The organism is Rickettsia aeschlimannii (assembly GCF_047973405.1).
Taxonomy (GTDB): Bacteria; Pseudomonadota; Alphaproteobacteria; order Rickettsiales; family Rickettsiaceae; genus Rickettsia; species Rickettsia rickettsii.
The window spans coordinates 161,575-180,816 of sequence record NZ_JBFQGO010000003.1; the positions used below are offsets into that span (position 1 = coordinate 161,575).

Sequence of the window (19,242 nt, forward strand, 5' to 3'; positions counted from 1 at the left end):
TATTGTTGTGTGGTGCTTTTTATGTCATTCCTGCGAAAGCAGGAATCCAGCACTTTAAAGATTTTACTTTAAAAGTCAAACAATATAATAAAAAAATCTTTGCAATCAAGATTTTTGTAGCCTGGATCCCTGCCTTCGCAGGGATGACATCACTGGTTTTCCGAAAACTATCCGGCACTATAACAAAAAAAGCCTAATCACTAAAATTATACCTAATATTTTTTCTAGCAGAACTTATATCTTTTAAACGTTCACAAACCTTTTCAAAGACTTGTTTAGGCAAGATATTTGAAGCATTAATTTGTAAAAATTTATCGTCTTTTAATTTAATCGAAAAAGAAGGCTCTTGAAATTCCGGCCCATCAATTTCTCTAGCAATTTTTATATAATAACCGATTATATGACTGTTGTAATAATCACTTTTACTAATCATTTTCTTAGCTATTTTATTAATCTGCATATCAGTTTTAGCAGTATAAGTAACCGTAAGGGCAATACCTAGCATAAGACGCTGTCTATGACTAAAAGGAATATCTGAAGATAATATAAATTCCGAAACAAAATTTGCTCTGAGCGTTTTATCAATATTTTTATTATATTGTGCTAGCATTATAGCGAGTTCAATAATAATAAGAGTCGTGGCATCGGAATTAATTAAAAGATATTGTACTGCTTCAATATATTTTTCAATTTTACATATATTTCTATCAAATTTTACTAATCTCTTCACCCTCTCATAAATAATATCTTTTTCTGTTTCATGAGACGGCAACGAATCAAATCTTACTCCTTCTTTTAAGCCGTAATTTGAGATAATAATTTTTTCCGGTGAAAATACCTTAATCATTGCTTTTATTACTAAAACTGCATTATAATTTATGGCTTTCTGCTCGTAATAACTCAGCTTTAATTTGTCGATTTGCGATAATTTCTCTAAATATAACTCAAACTCTACACGATTTATTTCAAAATTATGTAAATTTTTAAGGGGATAATTTATAGACTCCATGTATATACGGCTCATTAAACGTAATGCACCGCCAATTAAATATAAATTAGGATAATGTGCAGCTCCAAATTCTTCCTCTAGCATTTTAGTAATCAGCCCAACATCACCAAAATTGCTACTAGCAATAATTTTTGTACCAAGCGGCAATGATTTTAATTTACCGACTTTTTTATTTCCAATCTGTGCAATCTCAAGACTTCCACCTCCAAGATCGGCTACAATACCGAAAGCATCACTAATACCGGAAATTAATCCGGCAGCAGTTAAATAAGCTTCACGTTCACCTGAGATAATTTCAATATCAATATTGAATCTCTTTTTAATTATAGCTTTGAATTCATCTGCTTTAGGATGCCCCCTCAGTATAGCTGTTGCAACACATCTAATATTAGTAACGGACAGTTTGGTAAAAATATGAATAAGATATTGTAGGGATAAATATGTTTGATGTTTTACGTCTAAATTATCTAAATTAAGTAAATTTGTAAGATAATTTCTAAATTTATAATTAAAAATTTCCGGCGCTCCAAGTTCATCACTTTCATAAACTACAACTCTTAAAGCATTTGAACCGATATCAATAATAGCTGAACGCATTTTTGGATCTTACTCATTATTTTCCGGAACAGTTATTGTTTCGGTCTCTTCAGAAGACTCATTATTATTTGCCCTAGGGTCAAAAGGTACTTGAGTAGGTACAAAAGTCGGCGGTAATAATCTACTAGTAAAAAACTTATCTTCGTAATACTTAATTTTACGAGATTTTATAGGCGGAAAGGATTCTATTAAAACAATTTGCTCATCTCTCGGTAACTGTATTACTTCTTGAGGTAAAAGTAAAGCTCTTTGAACCTGAGAAACGTTTTGGGTTCTAGTAGAAATATTAAGATCAAAAAATAAAGGTTTACTAAATGATCTTTGTTCTACCGTCTTATTACCGACAAGCTGCGATATTAAATTTGCCGTTTCATAGTTATTAGCAGCAAAAGTAATACGATATGTTGCATTAGATAAGAAAGAATTCATCCCTGCATCTTCATATGTTCCTTTTAACTGCTGGGTATCTTGAATAATTAAAAATAAACGAACTCTATAACCTCTAAAATAAGCTATACCGGCTTTAAAAGTATCCATCTTCCCAAGCGTTGGGAATTCATCAAGTAAGAACATTACTCCATACGGCTCTTCCTTTAAATCCGGCATTTTGCGGCTTAAAAATTCTGTCGCCTGCTGATAAAACACCTGCATTAATTTTTGTAAACGCTGTATATTATCGGGTGTTAACCCTACATATACGGTTGTTTTTACTTTTTTAAATTCTTGTATATTGAAATCAGAAGATGCTGTAGCTGAATCAATAAGTGGATTTGCCCATAATTCAAGCGATGAGTTCATTGTAGATATTACGCCGGAACGCTCTTTATCGGCTTTTTGCAAAAATGCAGCAATATTCATATATGCAACAGGATGTATTACACCACCAAGCGTATCGAGTACGACCGCTAGATTATAAACTACGTCGTCACTCCTCATAGTACGCACTACTTCACCGAAAGATTTAGTTTTAGCAGGATCGGCTATTAAATATAGAGTTACACCTAAAAATAAGCTTCGTGCCTCATTATTCCAAAAATCCTTTTCCGGCATTATAAGATTTGAAATTTTTTGAACGTCATCGACCATTTGACCAGGCTTAGTACTAACCCAATCAATCGGATTATAACAATGAGTAACACCATCAGGATTAGAAGGCTCCCATACAAAAACTTTCTGTCCTTGCTTCTCACGCCAACCACTTGTCAACCCATGATTTTCAAGCTTTATGTCATGCACTACTACCGAATCACCCCAAAATAACAAGTTAGGTATCACAAACCCTACACCTTTACCTGAACCAGTAGGAGCAAATAATAAAGCATGCTGGAACCCGTCTGCAACAAAATATCCACCGGCATCAACACCGATCAGCATACCTTTCTTAGATCTAAGACCTGCAGCCTCTATATCTGACGGATTAGCCCAGCTTGCATCTCCATATACTTTTTCATCTTGTTTGAAAAATTGTAATGATTTTATTCTTTCAAAATTTTTAATGTAAAATATTATAACAATAATAGACGGACCGAGAAGAGAGGCAAGTAGCTTCAATTTTAAATAATTATAGTCGGCAATTTTTAACTGCCCCCAAACGTTAATAAGCCAGTAAGCCCACTTATAAGCAATATTTATAGCATTTATATCTATACCTAAAGCTCCAACCTCATTAGTAAAAATTGCAACAAATGCACCGCTTATCCAAATGGTACAAAAAATAACAACCGGATGAATTATAGCATGACCGAATATATTTCTAGTAACTTTAAGTATCTTATGCCATTTCATGAATTGATATTCCTAGTTTATTATTCCTAGTTTATTCTTATATATTAGTTTTTGTGTGGAGTAATTTTTACGTCATTGAGAGCGACTAAAAGGAGCGTGGCAATCTCAGGATTGTGGCCTGAGATTGCTTCGTCAATTACTTCATAATTTCCTCGCAATGACGTTTTTAAACCATTCCCTCAACGTTCTTGTTCTTCTTATAATATACTTCCGAAACATATCTTTTCCCGCCGCTACCGCGTTTTAACTGCACAATGATATCTACAACGGTTAAAATATACTTCTTTACTTCTTCAGGCGGCATACCAAGATCTGCTTGCATAACCATAAGCTTTAACTGCTCAATAGCCATAGCGGGACTATCAGCATGTAGTGTTGATATTGAACCGGGGTGACCTGTATTAATAGCACGCAAAAAACTAAAAGCTTCCTTACCTCGAAGCTCACCTACTATAATCCTATCTGGTCTTAAACGCAAACAAGCCTCTATTAAATCTTGAGTAGTAACATTTGCACGCCCCTGTCCTCCTTTGGAAGCCAGTAAATGCACTCTGTTAGGATGGCTTGATAGCACAACCTCACGAGCATCTTCTACAGTAATTAATCTTTCTATTGCAGGTATTTCAGTGAGTGCCGCATTAGTAAAAGTAGTTTTACCGGTTGAAGTACCACCGCTAATTATGATATTTTTCTTTGAAACAACTGCATGTCTAATAAATTCTTTAATCTTTTTTTCAGCTAAGAAATTATTTAAAATTACTGCATCTTCATCTACTAAACTCTCTGTTGCAGTATCATCAAATGCCCCCATTTTAGCATATTCATCTAAAGTTAGATTCATACCGCTAGGCTTTCTTATAGCATAAATGATTTGTCCTATCTCACAAGCAGGAGGAAATACTATTTGAATACGGTAGCCATTCGGCAAAGTTGCCGAAAGAAGCGGTTTTTCTTCTGAAATCATCTGTTCGGTAGATTGAGCGACTAAACTCCCTAATGCAAGTAGATGTTCGCTATCCAGTTCCGGTATTTGCTGAGAATATATATCGCCTTTTTTTTCAACCCATACTTCTCCGGGCTTATTAACCATAATTTCGTTAATACCGTCTTCAGCAAATAAATTTTTAAAAGGAAGTAAAAACGTCTCTAAGGCTGCAAATTCTTCATTCATTTCATTACCTTCGATTTTAATAAAACGGCTTTTGGGAATTTATAATCCTTATTAACGTATATTCTAACCGGCGTACCTTGATTAACCGTTGTCGTCAGCTTAAACTGCTGCTGAGTTATCATATTTTGTACAACATTCGTCACATCCGTAAAAGCTTGAGTAGAAGCTTGTTGTGCTTGCGTCGGAGTTGATGCTATAGAGGTAGTAGTAAGCAAACTTGCAGCTGCCGTATTAACTGCCTGTACTAAGGTTTGAAGTCTCTGTTCAGCAGTATTCGCTGAAGAAGCAGTTTGTGCGGTTGTACATGCTTGAGTCATAGTAGTATAAGCAGTCGAAGTTTTATCGGTAATAGCAGCAAGTATATTAGTACAAATTGTAACTATCCTAGTATTTGCATTCATAGCAGTATTAGACGCAATAGTTTGAGCAGTATTTAACAATTGTGTTGCCGTAGCACTATTGGTAGCAGCTGCCTGAGAATCTATAGGAGGCGGCACTAACTTATCAAGGACTTTAGCAAGCCCTATATTAAAGGCGGATTGTAATACGGCATTTACAAATTGTTCTTTATATTTATTATCAACTCTTCCTTGTAATCCTGGTCTACCTAAATTATCAACTGCAGGTGAATTGAATTCTATAGTATAACCGTTAGTTAAATCGATTCTATCCCATATTATAGAAACTCTACCGTAACTATCTGACGAAGTTGAGGTTGCATATTTACCGAATATTTTTGACCCTTTCGGTATCAATATAACTTTATCTTTCTCAGAAAATACGTCTCTACTAATAATGGCTCTTATTTCACCGCCGAGATCACTATTTATTGCCGTCTCAAGGACTGCATCAATTAATTTACCGCGTCCGAGAACCAAAGACATATCACCGCGATCTTTAAAGGTCACTTCTGCCGTAATCTGTTCCGATGTTTTTTTAGGCTCTACACCACCAATTAACACTATAGCTGATTTTCTTTTTGCTTCACGACGTTGCTTCTCTGCATCGCTCTCAACTAACGTTCCTGAAGTCGAAGGCAACGAAACCGGCGGCAATGAAAGCGTTTTGTCTTTATTCTCTTCTACAGGAGTAGTAGGAGGTAAGACCGGTGGAACTTTTACTACCGGAGGCGGTGGAGGCGCAGTGGGCGTCTCAAGCTTAGGTGGATCAGGTAACTTTGGAATCTCCGGAATATTATCATCAACCTCCATAACAGGTTTTACAATATTACTCGGTATCTGAGTCTCCGGTATTTCTTCTTTTTCAGTACCAAAAAAAAGAGTATAAAAAATATATATAAAAATACCACAAATTATGACTACTATCGCAATACTCTTATTAAAGCTAACCGAAACTTTTGATAATTCTCTTTGTACTTCAGGAGAATCTGCTCCTGATAAAAAACCGGTATTATGATTGTTATTTTGCTCTTCAGCCATATCTAAATTAAATTATATTAGTTAAAGTGTTTTTATTGTCATTGTTGCGTGGATCAGTTTTTCCGTCATTGCGAGGAAATCGCAGAGCAATTGTACGTCTGCAATCTCAGGAGTTTGTATTATTTCATGAGATTACCACACAGCCTACTGCTGCTCGCAATGACATATCTACGCAGAAATGACACCGATTAAAATCTTGCCATGTAATTACTATTTTTCTTAGGGTAGTAAAATTTAATTACATATACTAAATCCCTTTCGTTACCCATCATAAGTTCCGTAGAAGCGATATCAAATTCATATATTCTTTTATTAGTTATAATAGTCATATTTGTACGAATATCTTTTTCAAGAGGCTTAATAAATAATCTATTTGCCAAAGGAGTTATTTTCCAAGCATAAGCATCCCCAAGAATTATATTTTGGATTTCTTCGTTTTTAGCAAATTCTATATGCGATTGAAAGCCAAAATGCAAAACTAATAAATAAACTTCATTTGGATTATATATATAAGTTTTTATCCTATTATCTTTAGTTATAGATAAATCATCTACATAATTATTACTACTATTACATGTATCATCTACAAGCGGACATTCTCGTTGTACTGTAAAACCGCTTAATAATATAAAAACTAAAAAATAAAATCTAACTATTGTCATCGTCTACCCTATATCCGTTAACTTGAAACCCTACCGGATTTACATCAAGTTCTGAATCTGTTAATTGCATAGGCACATAAGCATAACTTACTACCGCTATTTTATTATAAACTAATTGGTTTCCTGATGTTTCATTTACAGAAAATCTAACTATATATTTATCTGCTGCGATTTTTGACCATGATTTTATTACTAAAAATGTAGTATTCTCTTCTTTATATTTTAAAGTAGGATCAAAATCTTTATTTCTTATATAGCCAAGATAATTGTAATAAACACTACTTGTTGAAAATAATCTTATTGTCGTACGAGCTATCGTCGCAAAATCAACCGGATTATATGTTTCCCGTGCCGTTATGTATTTCTTTATAAAATATCTTGTAAGAGACTCATCCGCCGTTAACACCGGTGATGAAATAGGTTCTACCACCGAGGCACGTCCGGTATTACTATTAAGCTGAATAACAAAAGGATCAAACCGTTTAGATTTTACTACAAATGCTATTACTAAAGTTGATATAACCATAAAAATGGTTAATAGTATTATTAATATGATAAGTAAGTTACGTTGAACAAGTAACTTATCAGATCGCTCTTCATACCAATTCTGAGTAATTTTTAAAGGATTAGCCGATTTAATACTTTCTTGCGTTTGTGTATCTCCTGAACCGCTTTGCAAGTTATTACTTGATTTAAAGAAGCCAAATATATTATTCATATCAAAGGTATTTTTATTATTACATTGTTATTGTGTAAAACTATTACTTTTATGCTATATTTACTGAATTAACAGGTCTTCTTATACAAGGATTTACGCTTACACTCGAGCCATCATCTATATCAGCAGAAACGCACGGGCTTTTAATTTCATAAGGAGCTGAAGGGGTACATGACAACAATTGAGCAAGCATAATTAATACTAATAGAAGCTTTAAGGATTTTAACATTCTAGATTTTAACATTCTAATTATACATTATTAAATTATCTTGTTACTATTTTAAAATTACCTTACTATACAATAGTTCACAAGCATTTTTTGAAAAAATCTATTTATAAATATAAAAAAATATTAAAAAGATTGTAAACTATTATACTCTGAAGTAAATAAAGAGTCGTTATACGCAGTTCAGCTTGGGAGCAGAGCGTATACTTAATACGTGGCTACCTGTGGACTTATAAAGACACATTGTCGCCAATTTTTCAAGTAGGACGAGTATAACATAATAACTAACATCAATAATTGTTATTGTATAATTTTAATTTATAATTTATTTATTTTAATTTTAAAGTTAAACAATATTTGGTATTGTAGCAACAATATAAACCTATTTTATAGCTTAAATAACATTAAATTAACAAATCATAATCATATTATAATTATGATAGAGTTAAAACAGAATAAAATTAGATATTAATCTAGTAATTATGGACCCATTAGCCAACGCAATACAAGAATATATAAAATCCGGCGAATATTTTATTGATGCAAGAAAATGGTATAATTTTAAGTATATCTTACCGTTAAGTCATAGAAGTCTTCTGCTTTTAATATGCACGATTTTTACCTTATTATTAACCTTAATTTGTATAAATATCAATATATTGCTACCAATAAACAAAAAAGTGAGTTATTTAATAAAAGATGATGCCGAAAAACAAGCTACCGTTACTAATACTAAACATTCAACATTAGCAAATCCTTATATCTCTGTTGCAAATATTATGCTTCAGAATTATGTAAACCAACGAGAAGAATACAATTACGATATATTAAAAGAACAATTTACCTTTATCAAAAATGCTTCTACGAGTATTGTTTATATGCAATTTGCTAATTTTATGCATATTGATAACCCATTATCACCGGTCATAAGATATCAAAAACTATATAGACGCTCAATTAATATATTATCAATTAACAATATAAACGATAACGAGGCAGTTGTTACTTTTGAATCATTGGCAAAAAATAGTACGGGTGCAATTTTAGAAAATATGGTATGGGAAGCAAGAATCGGATTTATAATGGATTCTATCAGTACAAGTACATCACCTGATATGCCGTTCAATTTTACCGTTACTAGTTACAAGCTAAAGTTATTAAGGAATAAAAATCAGAAATAATATGAAGCAACTAATAATATTTTGTACTTTTATAATACTTACATTAGATGTATTTGCTCTTACTATATCACGACCTCTAGGTCGAGACCCACGTCTAAGAGTTATGACTTATAACCCTGACGATGTTTTCAAATTCACAGGATATTACGGCTATCAAGCAAGTATAGAACTAGCCAGAGACGAGGAAATAGTAAGTATTTCTATGGGAGATACTACTTCATGGCAAATAGTACCTGCCGGTCATAGGATTTTTATTAAACCGATGGAACCGGATGCTACTACTAATATGACTTTAATTACTAATAAACGGACTTACTTCTTTGAACTATATGCCGCCGAAACTCTTGATATGCGTGATCCTGAAATGGTCTTTAACGTAAAGTTTCTTTATCCGGATGACGAAAATGACAATATGAGCGGTCATATGCAAACTTTTTCTGCTGCCCTAGCAAGTCCCGACCTGACTCATCCTGAAAAATATAACTTTAATTACTATATTAGCGGCAGCGAAGAAATAGCTCCTATTAAAATTTTTGATGACGGCGAGTTTACTTATCTGCAATTTAGAGATAAAAACGCTGAAATTTCCGGTATTTTTGCTGTAGATGATTCACTTCGAGAATCTTTAGTAAATTATCGCCTTGCTCAAGATAATCCTAATATGGTGATCCTTGAACAGGTTTTTCCTAAGCTCGCTATACGTAAGGGCAAAAAAGTCACATGCGTATTTAATCAGTCTTTCAAAATGTATTAATGTCTACCAATGTCATTGCGAGCGACTAAAAGGAGCGTGGCAATGACGATGAAACTGATTCACATTCACGTAACAATGCTTTTCTTACAATAACAATATAATTATGCATCATTTAATATATTTCTTTGCCTTGATCTTACTAACTAGCGGCTTATTTATAATGCTTACAAGTCGTAATTATATTCATAAAATTATCGGGCTTGGAATCTTTCAAAGTTCGGTGTTAGTATTTTATTTAAGTATCGGGAAAATTAAAACAGGCGGTGTACCTATTTTACAAGAGGGCGTCACTACTTACACTAGCCCTTTGCCTCATGTATTAATGCTAACTGCTATAGTAGTTGGGTTTGCTACTCTTAGCGTAGCTTTAAGTTTACTATATCAAATTTATAAACATTTTGGTACAATATCAGAAAATGAAATTAATTTTGATAAATGATTCTAGCTAACCATGTCCCTATCATACAAATATTATTCCCTTTATTCGGGGCTTTACTCTCAATAATATCTTTTCGCTTTATTACCTTTGCACGAGTAATTACTACGATTTGCATTTTATCTAGCCTTTTGGTCAGTGTTTATGGATATAGCATTATACAAAATACGGAACTATCTTACACCATGGGAGGATGGACTTCAAAAACAGGAATAGAATATCGGCTAAATGCACTAAACCAAGCTATTATTATTTATCTTAACTTGGTTTTATTATTCTTTTTAGTTTTTTGTCATAAGATTACTAATCAAACTATCTTAAAATATATAAACAATAATAGAAAATCTTTATTTTACGGTATATTATTATTCGCTCATACGGGCTATTTAGGGATGATTGCTACTCACGATTTTTTTAATCTATATATATTTATAGAGATTTCGGCACTTAGTAGCTATGTCCTGATAGCCTCAGGTAATAATCCAAAATCTTTAATCGGAGCTTTTGATTATTTGATAATAGGTAGTATCGGTGCAACTCTTATTCTTATATCTATAGGATTTTTGCTAAGCATTACGGGTAGTTTGAATATGGCAGAAATTGCAGCTTATTTACAAGAACATACTAATTCCCGTATAATCACTATAGCTATTGGTTTTTTCTTAATAGGTGCTATTTTAAAAACAGCTTTTTTCCCTATGCATTTTTGGATGATGAGAGCTTATAATAACACGGCTTCAGTTATTTTAGTATATTTAGCAGGGATTTCTACTATAATAGGAATATATATAATATATAAATTTACTTATATTATTATAGGCTATCAGACAATTAAAACGGCTATTACAAATTTTATCAAACCTATCGCTTTAGCTACTCTTATTATAGCCCCGTATTTTGCTTACCAAGCAAAAGATTTCAAGAATATTATAATTTATTCATGTTTCACTCAAATAGGTTACGTATTTTTATTATACGTAACCGAAAACGGTATAATAGTTTTACCAAGTTTATTACTTGCGGATAGTATAAATAAAATAGCTCTTTTCTTGATAGATGCTTATAATGAAAGCTATAAAAGAGAGCCTAACAAAGTTTTAATAATAATTGCTATTATTTGTAGCTGTGGCTTACCTATCAGTCCATTATTTTTTATCAAAGTAAATATTCTTGAATTATTATTAACACAAAATCTACTATTAGATTTTATTATAATTTTACTTAGCTCCGTAGGATCGTTATCTTACCATTATAAAATGGTACTATTGTTATTCCTGCGAAAGCGGGAATCCAGTAATTAAAAAATATAAACACAGTAAGTTTTTAAAACTAAAAGCATGATTTATCTCGCTTTTTCTGGATTCCCACTTTTAGCTAGGCATGACATAGAGAGCCATACAGGTAATGCTCTAACCATACTATCAAAAAAAATATAACAGCTTATCATGATTACACAATTTACTACTCCGAGTCTTTTGATTCTATCAACTTTGCTAGTTGGTGCATTAAACTTAACTAGCCCGTATGCCACTAAAAAAGATAGCTTTATACGTAATTTTTTACTTGTTACTATCGCTATTTTTTTCTTCGGTAATATTTTAATTATAGACTGGTTGTTTTTAAAAGGTATTAGAGCAGGATTTGAATTTAATATATTCGGTAATTACTCTATAGGATTCCATCTTGAACCTTTAGGGATTATTTTCTTAAGCTTAATAGGTTTTTTATGGATTTGTGCTTTACTTTACACTCCTAAATATCTTGCTATTAATAATATAGACTATTCTTCTAGATTCTTATTTTTCTTTAACTTAACTATTCTAATCGGTGTTTTAATTGCTTTATCTAGCAACTTATTCACGATGTTTATTTGCTATGAGCTTTTAACTATTTCTACAGCTTTTTTAATAGGACATACCAAAAATAATATAGTACTTAGCGGGTTATATAAATATCTAAAAATTCTGATGATTTCTGCCACAATATTATTTTTACCGGCAGTGATAATTATTTATACTAAAGCCGGTAACGGAGATTTTGCAAGTGGGAGTTTAGTAGAAAATTATTTTTCCAAAAACCAGTCAATTATTTTATTGTTAATGTTTATTTGCGGTATTGCTAAAACTGCAATTTTTCCGGTGCATTCATGGCTTCCTGCTGCGATGGTTGCACATTACCCCATTAGTAGTTTGCTACATGCCGTAATAGTGGTTAAAACCGGATTATTTTGTATTTACAAAATCCTATTATATATATTCGGTTTATCGTATTTACAAATGATATTTGCCGAGTTTAACTGGTTAATTTTTGTACCGATAGTAAGCATATTTTATAGCTCAATCAAAGCCCTAGACACGGATAATATCAAAAAAATACTCGCCTACTCCACTATGAACCAATTAAGCCTTGCATTGCTTAGTGCTTTCATGTTAACACCTAAGGCACTTGGAGCCGCAATACTCCATTTAGTTTCACATTCTTTTACAAAAATCTGCTTATTTTATAGTATGGGAAGTATTTACAGTTTAAAGAAAGCTGATCAAGTACAGAATTTACATGGTACATCCAAAGAATTTCCTTTAATTTCTTTTATTATATCTATCTCTTCATTATCATTAATCGGTATACCTATCTTTAGCGGATTTATTAGCAAATTCTCAATATTACTTGCCGCAAGCAAACAGAATCAAATCATTGTTATGATTGTCGTAATAGCTAGTAGCATATTCTCAAGCCTTTACCTGCTCAAAATATTAAGCTCTATTTATAAACCTTCTTTAGTAGAATCTAGCGTAACAAAACCACTCCCCTACTCTATGCAAATTAGTATAATAATGTGCTGCTGTGCCGTAACTCTTTTCTATTTTATTCAAATCTTAATCAGAGAATTTTTAGCTTATATTACATAAACATATTTACATAATTTACACATAATCATATAATATGTATACTGCAGATACTTCAAAAGTTGGAAGTCAAATAAGCAGTGCGCCTGCACAGCGTACAATAACAATAGTATGTGAGCACAGGCGAATCCCGAAATTTGACGTACCAAATCTTGAAGTATCAAAGGTATAAATATGGCACAAATTATTAGAGCAACAGAATTTGTACGCTCTTTTTCAGATATTATGAATAGAATTTACTATAAAGGCGGAAGCTTTGACGTTCAAAAAGGTAATCATATCGTAGTAAGGATTACGCCTGCAGAAATCAAGCCTTCTGTAGCAGTAAGAGACTTAGAGGAAGCTTTTAAAAATGTTCCACATCTTGATCCTGAAGATGCTGATTAATACATGAAAAATCTCGAAGAAATAAGATGCAATACTAAACAAGATATTAAAAAATTGGTTGAATAGGATTAATTATTGATACTGCTATAATCATAGCTTTAGAAAGAGGGAAGGTAAATACTAAGCAATGGTCACATTACGGTCAGACTTATATTAGCCCTATTGTGTTAACTGAACTATTAATAGGAATAGATAGAGTCAAGAATGAGAATAAACGTATAAAATGTTTAGCTTTTATAGAATACGTAAAAAGTCTGTTTACTATATTACCTTTCGGTATTGAAGAAGTATATACATATGCACGTATTATTCATGATTTATACACACAACGTATAAAACAACTATAGGAACTCATGATATGCTTATTGCAGCAACGACTATTACAAAAGGTTTCCCGATATTAACTCTAAATGTAAAAGACTTTAAAAGAATCCAGGGACTAGAGGTTTTAACAGTTTCTTCTAAAGATTAAAATGTTTATTCAAAATACCAAGTGTACATTTCCGCTTACTAATTTTGAGCTTATGTTTGATTTTCACCCACAAAATCAGCTAATAGCTCTAGCATTTCTAATTGTTACTGCTATTTTAAATCTTTATACAATTTCCCAAAATAGAAAATTAGAATGCTTAATAGGTAGTTTATACTGTTTATCCTCTATTATATGCGTATTTGCAGCTGATTTTATTTCCATGATAATCTCGCTTGAATTCATGACGATTTTTGCCTGCATAATTATTTTTTGTGACCAATTAAAGATAAAACCGGCACGTCAATATTTCCTCACTCATTTATTCAGCAGCGGGCTAATCTTAATCGGTATGACTCTTCTAATCCAAACAACCAGTAATACGACTTTTACTTCTTTAACGGAATCAGTAAATAATTTTGAGTTACCAGCAATATTCATACTTGCAGGTTGTTTAATTAATGCCTCGGCTATTTTTGTAAACGGCTGGGTGGTTCATTGCTATCCTATAGCTTCAAGTAGCGGTATTGTATATTTAATTAGTTTTACTACTAAAGTTACTTTAATTATCATTTTAAAATTATTTAACGGTCTTGAGATATTAAAGTTTTTTGGGATATCAATGATCATTTACGGATTAGTATTTTCTCTAATTGAAAAAAAACTTAAACGATTAATATGTTATCTTACCGTATCACAGCTTGGTTTTATATTAACGGCTATTAGCATAAACTCTCCAAATATAGCTTATCTTATTACAAGCTTTATATTCATACATATATTATATAACGGTTTATTTGCTTTATATTTCGCTTATATAGAAGATGAGTATGATATTAAAAATTACCAAGATCTTCAGAATATTCAAATTAATTTTATTTTATTAAGCGGATTTGTTATTAGTATATTGATCTATACATCTATACTGCCTATTAGTTCTTCTTATATTAAAGATGAAATAGCTAATATTTTAAACGAGAATAGTGTAATGCTATTTTCCAAGATAGCAACTTGTACCGTATTATGTGGGTTGTTGATGGAGAGTTCTACGTCATTCCCGTCTCTCTTTATGTCATTCCTGCGAAAGCAGGAATCCAGTAAAAACCTTAAAAATAAAAGCTTTAATTCCCGCTTTCGCGGGAATGACATAAGAACTATAACCTACCTCTCTTTCTGCATCATAACTTTATGCATATGTTTATTCTACCCTATTCAAATATCACATACTGCTAACTTTAAGCTAGTTATCCTTGCAATCTCACTGTTATTGGCTTTAATATTTAGAAAAATACCACGCATTTCGACAGAAAATATAAACCTTGACCTATACCAATATATTGAAAAATTTATATATTTCAGTATCGATAAATATAAAGAAACGGCAGACAATAACGAAGATGCGGCAGAATATCTTAATTTTAAGGTTATTTGGGATAATATTTTAAGTAAAATATCTGCTTGGCATAATCAGCAAACTGCTATATTGATTGTATTATTCCTATTAATTAGTTTGATTTTAACACTACAATAATTCGATGTCATTGATAGATACCAAAATCATCATTGCGAGAAGAAACTGTAAGTTTCGACCAAGCAATCCAGTAAACAATTATGATTACAGAATTTTTTTATTATTTTACTAGATTGCCGCGTTGCCTACGGCGCCTCGCAATGACAACTTTAGGCATAACAACACAAAAAAATAAAAAACATGAAACCACCAATAACAGACAAACAAAATTACAACTTTGAAGTTCATGAGGCAACAATAAACGATGATTATCACTGGCTGCGTGATCCTAAGTGGCCAAATGTAGAAGACTCTAAAATTTTAGATTATTTAAAAGCTGAGAATCAATATACCGAAAATTTCTTTGCCGATCTACAAAATGATAAGGAAAAGATTTTTGAAGAATTAAAAGGACGGGTTAAATTAGACGATGAATCGGTTTATGTTAAGAACAAAGATTATTACTATTACCATAGAGTAGAGGAGAATAAAAATTATCCGATATATTGCAGAAAGCATAATAATATGGATTCAGCGGAAGAAGTAATATTAGATGTCAACCTTCTTGCTCCAAATAGCGGTTTCACTGATGTTGCTACAGTTGCAATGTCACCTGATCACAATTTAATGGCTTATAGTGTTAATTTTACAGGTAATGAACAATACAATATCAAAATATACAACCTTAAAGAACAAAAATACTTACCTGATGAATTAGGCAATGTACAGCTAAATCTCGATCGCTTCAGACAAGATGAATCTCAGGAAGAGCCTGCGGAACGTACAAATGTACGTGAGCATAGGCGAATGCCGCAAAATTCTCTTGTATCAAACGATCGAGATTTAGCTGTAGCTCCTACTATAATTTGGCATGAACACTTAAACGGCTTTTTCTATATTACTATTAATGAGAATCAACGCTGGGATAAGGTAATGTTTCACCTTCTAGGTGAAGAGGTCACTCAGGATAAATTAATATTCGAGGTAAAAAACCCTCTTCATTTTATCAGCTGTGAGAAATCAGCAAGTCATGAATATATTTTTATAAATTCAGGCGATCATAATGAAAATGAAATTTACGTAATTTCTATGCAGGATGATAGTTTTACGCCTAAATTAGTACGAGCCGCAGAAAACAAAATATTCTATGAAATAGAATATAATGGCGATTATTTTTATATTAAAACTAATTATAAAGCTAAAAATTTCCATGTTATAAAACTGCCAGTAAATAATTTTGAAAATACTAGCTGGGATGATTGGGGTGATATTTATATTAAGGAAGAACAAGACAAATATTTAAAAAGCTTTAATGTTACAAATAATTATTTAATCTTAAACTATAGTGACCAAGGTTTACCACTAATAAAAATAAAGCGATTTAAAGATTTACAAGAAAACACAATTCATTTTCCCGACGAAAGTTTCCAAGCAAGTAGTTTTTCTACAAACTTTGAGGAAGACGATATCAGAATAGATTACTCTTCTCTAACAAGACCCAATACCACTTATAGCTACGATTTTAATAGCGATAAATTAACGATATTAAAGAGCCACGAAATACCTTCAGGCTTTAACCCGGAGGAATATAAAGTAGAGAGAATATTTGCAGATAATGAAGATATAAAAGTACCTATAACCTTGTTTTATAAAAAATCTTTATTTAAAAAAGACGGTTCAAATCCTTTATATCTAATGGGTTACGGTGCTTATGGCATCGCTATGCCCGTCAATTTTAGAAATACAGCAGTGACACTTGCCGATCGCGGTTTTATTTACGCAGTTGCTCATATTAGAGGTGGCGATGATCTAGGTCATGATTGGTATGAAGCTGCTAAGTTTTTAACCAAAAAAAGAACATTTGAAGACTTCATAGCCTGTAGTAGAGCTTTAATTAACGAGCAATATACAAGTAACAACAATATAGTAATAATGGGCGGTAGTGCCGGTGGTATGTTAATCGGTTACGTACTCAACGAAAAACCGGAAATCTATAGAGCAGCAATTGCGCATGTACCGTTTGTTGATGTTTTGAGTACCATGCTTGACGAAAGCTTACCGTTAACTCTCTTGGAATATAATGAGTGGGGTAATCCGAAAGAGAAAGAATATTTTGAATATATTAAATCATATTCCCCTTATGATAACGTAAAAGCACAAAACTACCCTGCTCTGTTCGTTACTTGCGGTATATCCGACCCACGTGTAGGTTACTGGGAACCTGCTAAATGGGTAGCAAAATTACGAGAACTAAAAATGGACAATAATCCCTTATTATTAAAAACAAATATGGATACGGGACATAAAGGTTCTGCCGGTCGTTTTGATTATCTGAAAGAGATAGCTGACGAATTAGTATTTATTTTCAAGGTGTTTGATGTTGGGGTTTAGTTAGCAGATTTGTTGCCGGAATCCTGTTATGTCATTCCTGCGAAAGCAGGAATGACATACAACACCTCTACTGAATACAAAAACAATGCATAAAAATTATCTAGAACAATTACAAAAATTACCGATTACTTTAATTTTACTAATTAGCTTAATTTGCTGTATTGGTTTCATTGTGCTTTATTCTGCAGCAAATAGCAATTTGCAGCCCTGGGCTTACAAACAAATTATAAATTTTTGTATATTCTTGCCTTTAGCTATTATTATTGCATTAATTGATTTACGCATAATATTTAGGTTATCGTATATCTTTTATTTGTGCGTACTAGCTTTACTAGTAGCAGTGGAGCTTTTCGGCTCAACTGCCATGGGCGGTAAAAGATGGATTGATATCGGTATAGTTAAGCTTCAACCTTCCGAACCGATAAAAATCGCCGTTGTACTAATGCTTGCTAGATATTTCCATTCACTAACAATTGATGATCTTACAAAATTTCATAAAGTTATTATACCGATTATAGGAGTTTTAATACCGGCTTTTCTAATAATTAGAGAACCAGATTTAGGTACGGGAATGATTGTTTTAATTGTTTCAGCAATTATATTTTTTGCGGCAGGTTTTAGAATAAAATATTTTATAATACTAGGTCTTGCTGCTCTTATTAGCCTACCTATTGCTTGGAATATGATGTATGATTATCAAAAAAAACGGGTAATGGTTTTTTTAGATCCCGAACATGATCCGCTCGGTGCTAGTTATAATATTATTCAGTCTAAAATCGCTATAGGTTCAGGTAGCCTATTTGGACGCGGTTTAAATCAAGGTAGCCAAAGCCATTTGGATTTTCTTCCCGAACATCAAACTGACTTTATCTTTGCTACCTTCGCTGAAGAGTTCGGCTTTATAGGAGGAATGTTTTTACTAATATTATATTTTGCACTTATAACTATTTCTTTATTAATTGCCGCAAATTGCCGAAAGATTTTTAGTAAATTAATGGTAATAGGTATTACCTCAATCTTATTTAGTCACGTATTTATTAATATAGCTATGGTTATGGGCTTGCTTCCCGTAGTAGGCGTACCGCTGCCGTTTATTTCTTACGGCGGAACAATGATCGCATCCATGCTAATCGGCTTTGGGCTTGTGATGAATGCTCAAATACAGGGACATACCGCTTTAAACTAGTGCAATTATATTTACAAAATGGATAACATAAATTAATAATAAGTTGCACTTCACTTTCTGATTTTCGTATAAATGAAATCTCCTATTGACTTTTATATAAAACAGTATAGATTTCTTTACAATTTAATTTTTTATAAAGAATTTATGCTCGGCTATGAGAAAGCACAAACAAGTTTAAATAGAGAACAAAAACAAGCATGAGGTATTTTGTCTATTGGAACTTTTCTTGAATATTTTGATTTATATTTATATGTACATATGGCAGTGCTTCTCAACGAGCTATTTTTTCCTCAAGCTGATCCCCAGACTGCTCTAATCTATGAAGCAGCTGCATTATGTTCAACATATGTATTTAGACCGATAGGATCATTAAATAATTCTTGCAGTGCATTAAATGCCTTGGGTGCTATATTAG

The 19,242-nt window shown here is 32.3% G+C and carries 15 protein-coding genes and 4 pseudogenes; 12 read left to right on the plus strand and 7 right to left on the minus strand.

Annotated features, from left to right (window positions below):
- Window positions 1-193 precede the first annotated feature (193 nt).
- From AB4K15_RS03405 to AB4K15_RS03435, 7 genes are all read right to left on the minus strand, one after another.
- Entirely contained in the window at window positions 194-1,606 is a 1,413-nt protein-coding gene (locus AB4K15_RS03405; protein WP_032074045.1) for a Ppx/GppA phosphatase family protein, read from the minus strand.
- A gap of 9 nt (window positions 1,607-1,615) precedes the next feature.
- Entirely contained in the window at window positions 1,616-3,391 is a 1,776-nt protein-coding gene (locus AB4K15_RS03410) for a type IV secretory system conjugative DNA transfer family protein (RefSeq protein WP_032074044.1), read from the minus strand.
- Window positions 3,392-3,557: 166 nt separating this feature from the next.
- A complete protein-coding gene (virB11, locus tag AB4K15_RS03415; RefSeq protein ID WP_032074043.1) occupies window positions 3,558-4,562 on the minus strand; it encodes a P-type DNA transfer ATPase VirB11 in 1,005 nt (334 codons plus the stop codon).
- Complete coding sequence (locus AB4K15_RS03420) at window positions 4,559-6,001, minus strand: TraB/TrbI/VirB10 family type IV secretion system protein (RefSeq protein ID WP_032074042.1); 1,443 nt, start codon at window positions 5,999-6,001, stop codon at window positions 4,559-4,561. Before AB4K15_RS03420 ends, virB11 begins: the two co-directional genes overlap by 4 nt.
- 188 nt (window positions 6,002-6,189) lie before the next feature.
- Window positions 6,190-6,663, minus strand: coding sequence for a TrbG/VirB9 family P-type conjugative transfer protein (locus AB4K15_RS03425; RefSeq protein WP_012152618.1), 474 nt, complete (start codon window positions 6,661-6,663; stop codon window positions 6,190-6,192).
- Window positions 6,650-7,381, minus strand: a complete 732-nt coding sequence (locus AB4K15_RS03430; protein WP_032074041.1) for a VirB8 family type IV secretion system protein — start codon at window positions 7,379-7,381, stop codon at window positions 6,650-6,652. The genes AB4K15_RS03425 and AB4K15_RS03430 overlap by 14 nt, the downstream gene beginning before the upstream one ends.
- Window positions 7,382-7,430: 49 nt before the next feature.
- A complete protein-coding gene (locus tag AB4K15_RS03435; protein ID WP_014366024.1) occupies window positions 7,431-7,610 on the minus strand; it encodes a DUF2706 domain-containing protein in 180 nt (59 codons plus the stop codon).
- A 479-nt stretch (window positions 7,611-8,089) separates the two neighbouring features.
- Between AB4K15_RS03435 and AB4K15_RS03440 the strand changes: the two genes are divergently transcribed.
- The 12 genes and pseudogenes from AB4K15_RS03440 to AB4K15_RS03495 form a co-directional block, all read left to right on the plus strand.
- Window positions 8,090-8,788: a VirB8 family type IV secretion system protein gene (locus AB4K15_RS03440; protein ID WP_032074040.1), complete on the plus strand. Its 699-nt coding sequence runs from the start codon at window positions 8,090-8,092 to the stop codon at window positions 8,786-8,788.
- 1 nt (window position 8,789) lies between these two features.
- Window positions 8,790-9,542, plus strand: a complete 753-nt coding sequence (gene virB9, locus AB4K15_RS03445; protein WP_032074039.1) for a P-type conjugative transfer protein VirB9 — start codon at window positions 8,790-8,792, stop codon at window positions 9,540-9,542.
- Window positions 9,543-9,645: 103 nt separating this feature from the next.
- On the plus strand, window positions 9,646-9,981 hold the full coding sequence (locus tag AB4K15_RS03450) for a Na+/H+ antiporter subunit C (RefSeq protein ID WP_032074038.1): 336 nt from the start codon (window positions 9,646-9,648) through the stop codon (window positions 9,979-9,981).
- A complete protein-coding gene (locus tag AB4K15_RS03455; protein WP_032074037.1) occupies window positions 9,978-11,279 on the plus strand; it encodes a proton-conducting transporter transmembrane domain-containing protein in 1,302 nt (433 codons plus the stop codon). The genes AB4K15_RS03450 and AB4K15_RS03455 overlap by 4 nt, the downstream gene beginning before the upstream one ends.
- A gap of 144 nt (window positions 11,280-11,423) precedes the next feature.
- Window positions 11,424-12,887, plus strand: a complete 1,464-nt coding sequence (locus AB4K15_RS03460; protein ID WP_032074036.1) for a proton-conducting transporter transmembrane domain-containing protein — start codon at window positions 11,424-11,426, stop codon at window positions 12,885-12,887.
- Window positions 12,888-12,924: 37 nt separating this feature from the next.
- A pseudogene (locus tag AB4K15_RS03465) lies at window positions 12,925-13,053 on the plus strand (palindromic element RPE5 domain-containing protein); the annotation flags it as partial.
- Window positions 13,054-13,058: 5 nt separating this feature from the next.
- Window positions 13,059-13,337, plus strand: a pseudogene (locus AB4K15_RS03470) (antitoxin).
- A pseudogene (gene vapC, locus AB4K15_RS03475) lies at window positions 13,334-13,743 on the plus strand (ribonuclease VapC). Before AB4K15_RS03470 ends, vapC begins: the two co-directional pseudogenes overlap by 4 nt.
- A gap of 1 nt (window position 13,744) precedes the next feature.
- Entirely contained in the window at window positions 13,745-15,271 is a 1,527-nt protein-coding gene (locus tag AB4K15_RS03480; RefSeq protein ID WP_500224513.1) for a proton-conducting transporter transmembrane domain-containing protein, read from the plus strand.
- 180 nt (window positions 15,272-15,451) lie between these two features.
- On the plus strand, window positions 15,452-17,641 hold the full coding sequence (locus AB4K15_RS03485) for a prolyl oligopeptidase family serine peptidase (RefSeq protein ID WP_500225692.1): 2,190 nt from the start codon (window positions 15,452-15,454) through the stop codon (window positions 17,639-17,641).
- A gap of 85 nt (window positions 17,642-17,726) precedes the next feature.
- Window positions 17,727-18,827, plus strand: coding sequence for a rod shape-determining protein RodA (gene rodA, locus AB4K15_RS03490; protein WP_032074033.1), 1,101 nt, complete (start codon window positions 17,727-17,729; stop codon window positions 18,825-18,827).
- A 204-nt stretch (window positions 18,828-19,031) separates the two neighbouring features.
- Window positions 19,032-19,242, plus strand: a pseudogene (locus AB4K15_RS03495) (hypothetical protein); the annotation flags it as partial.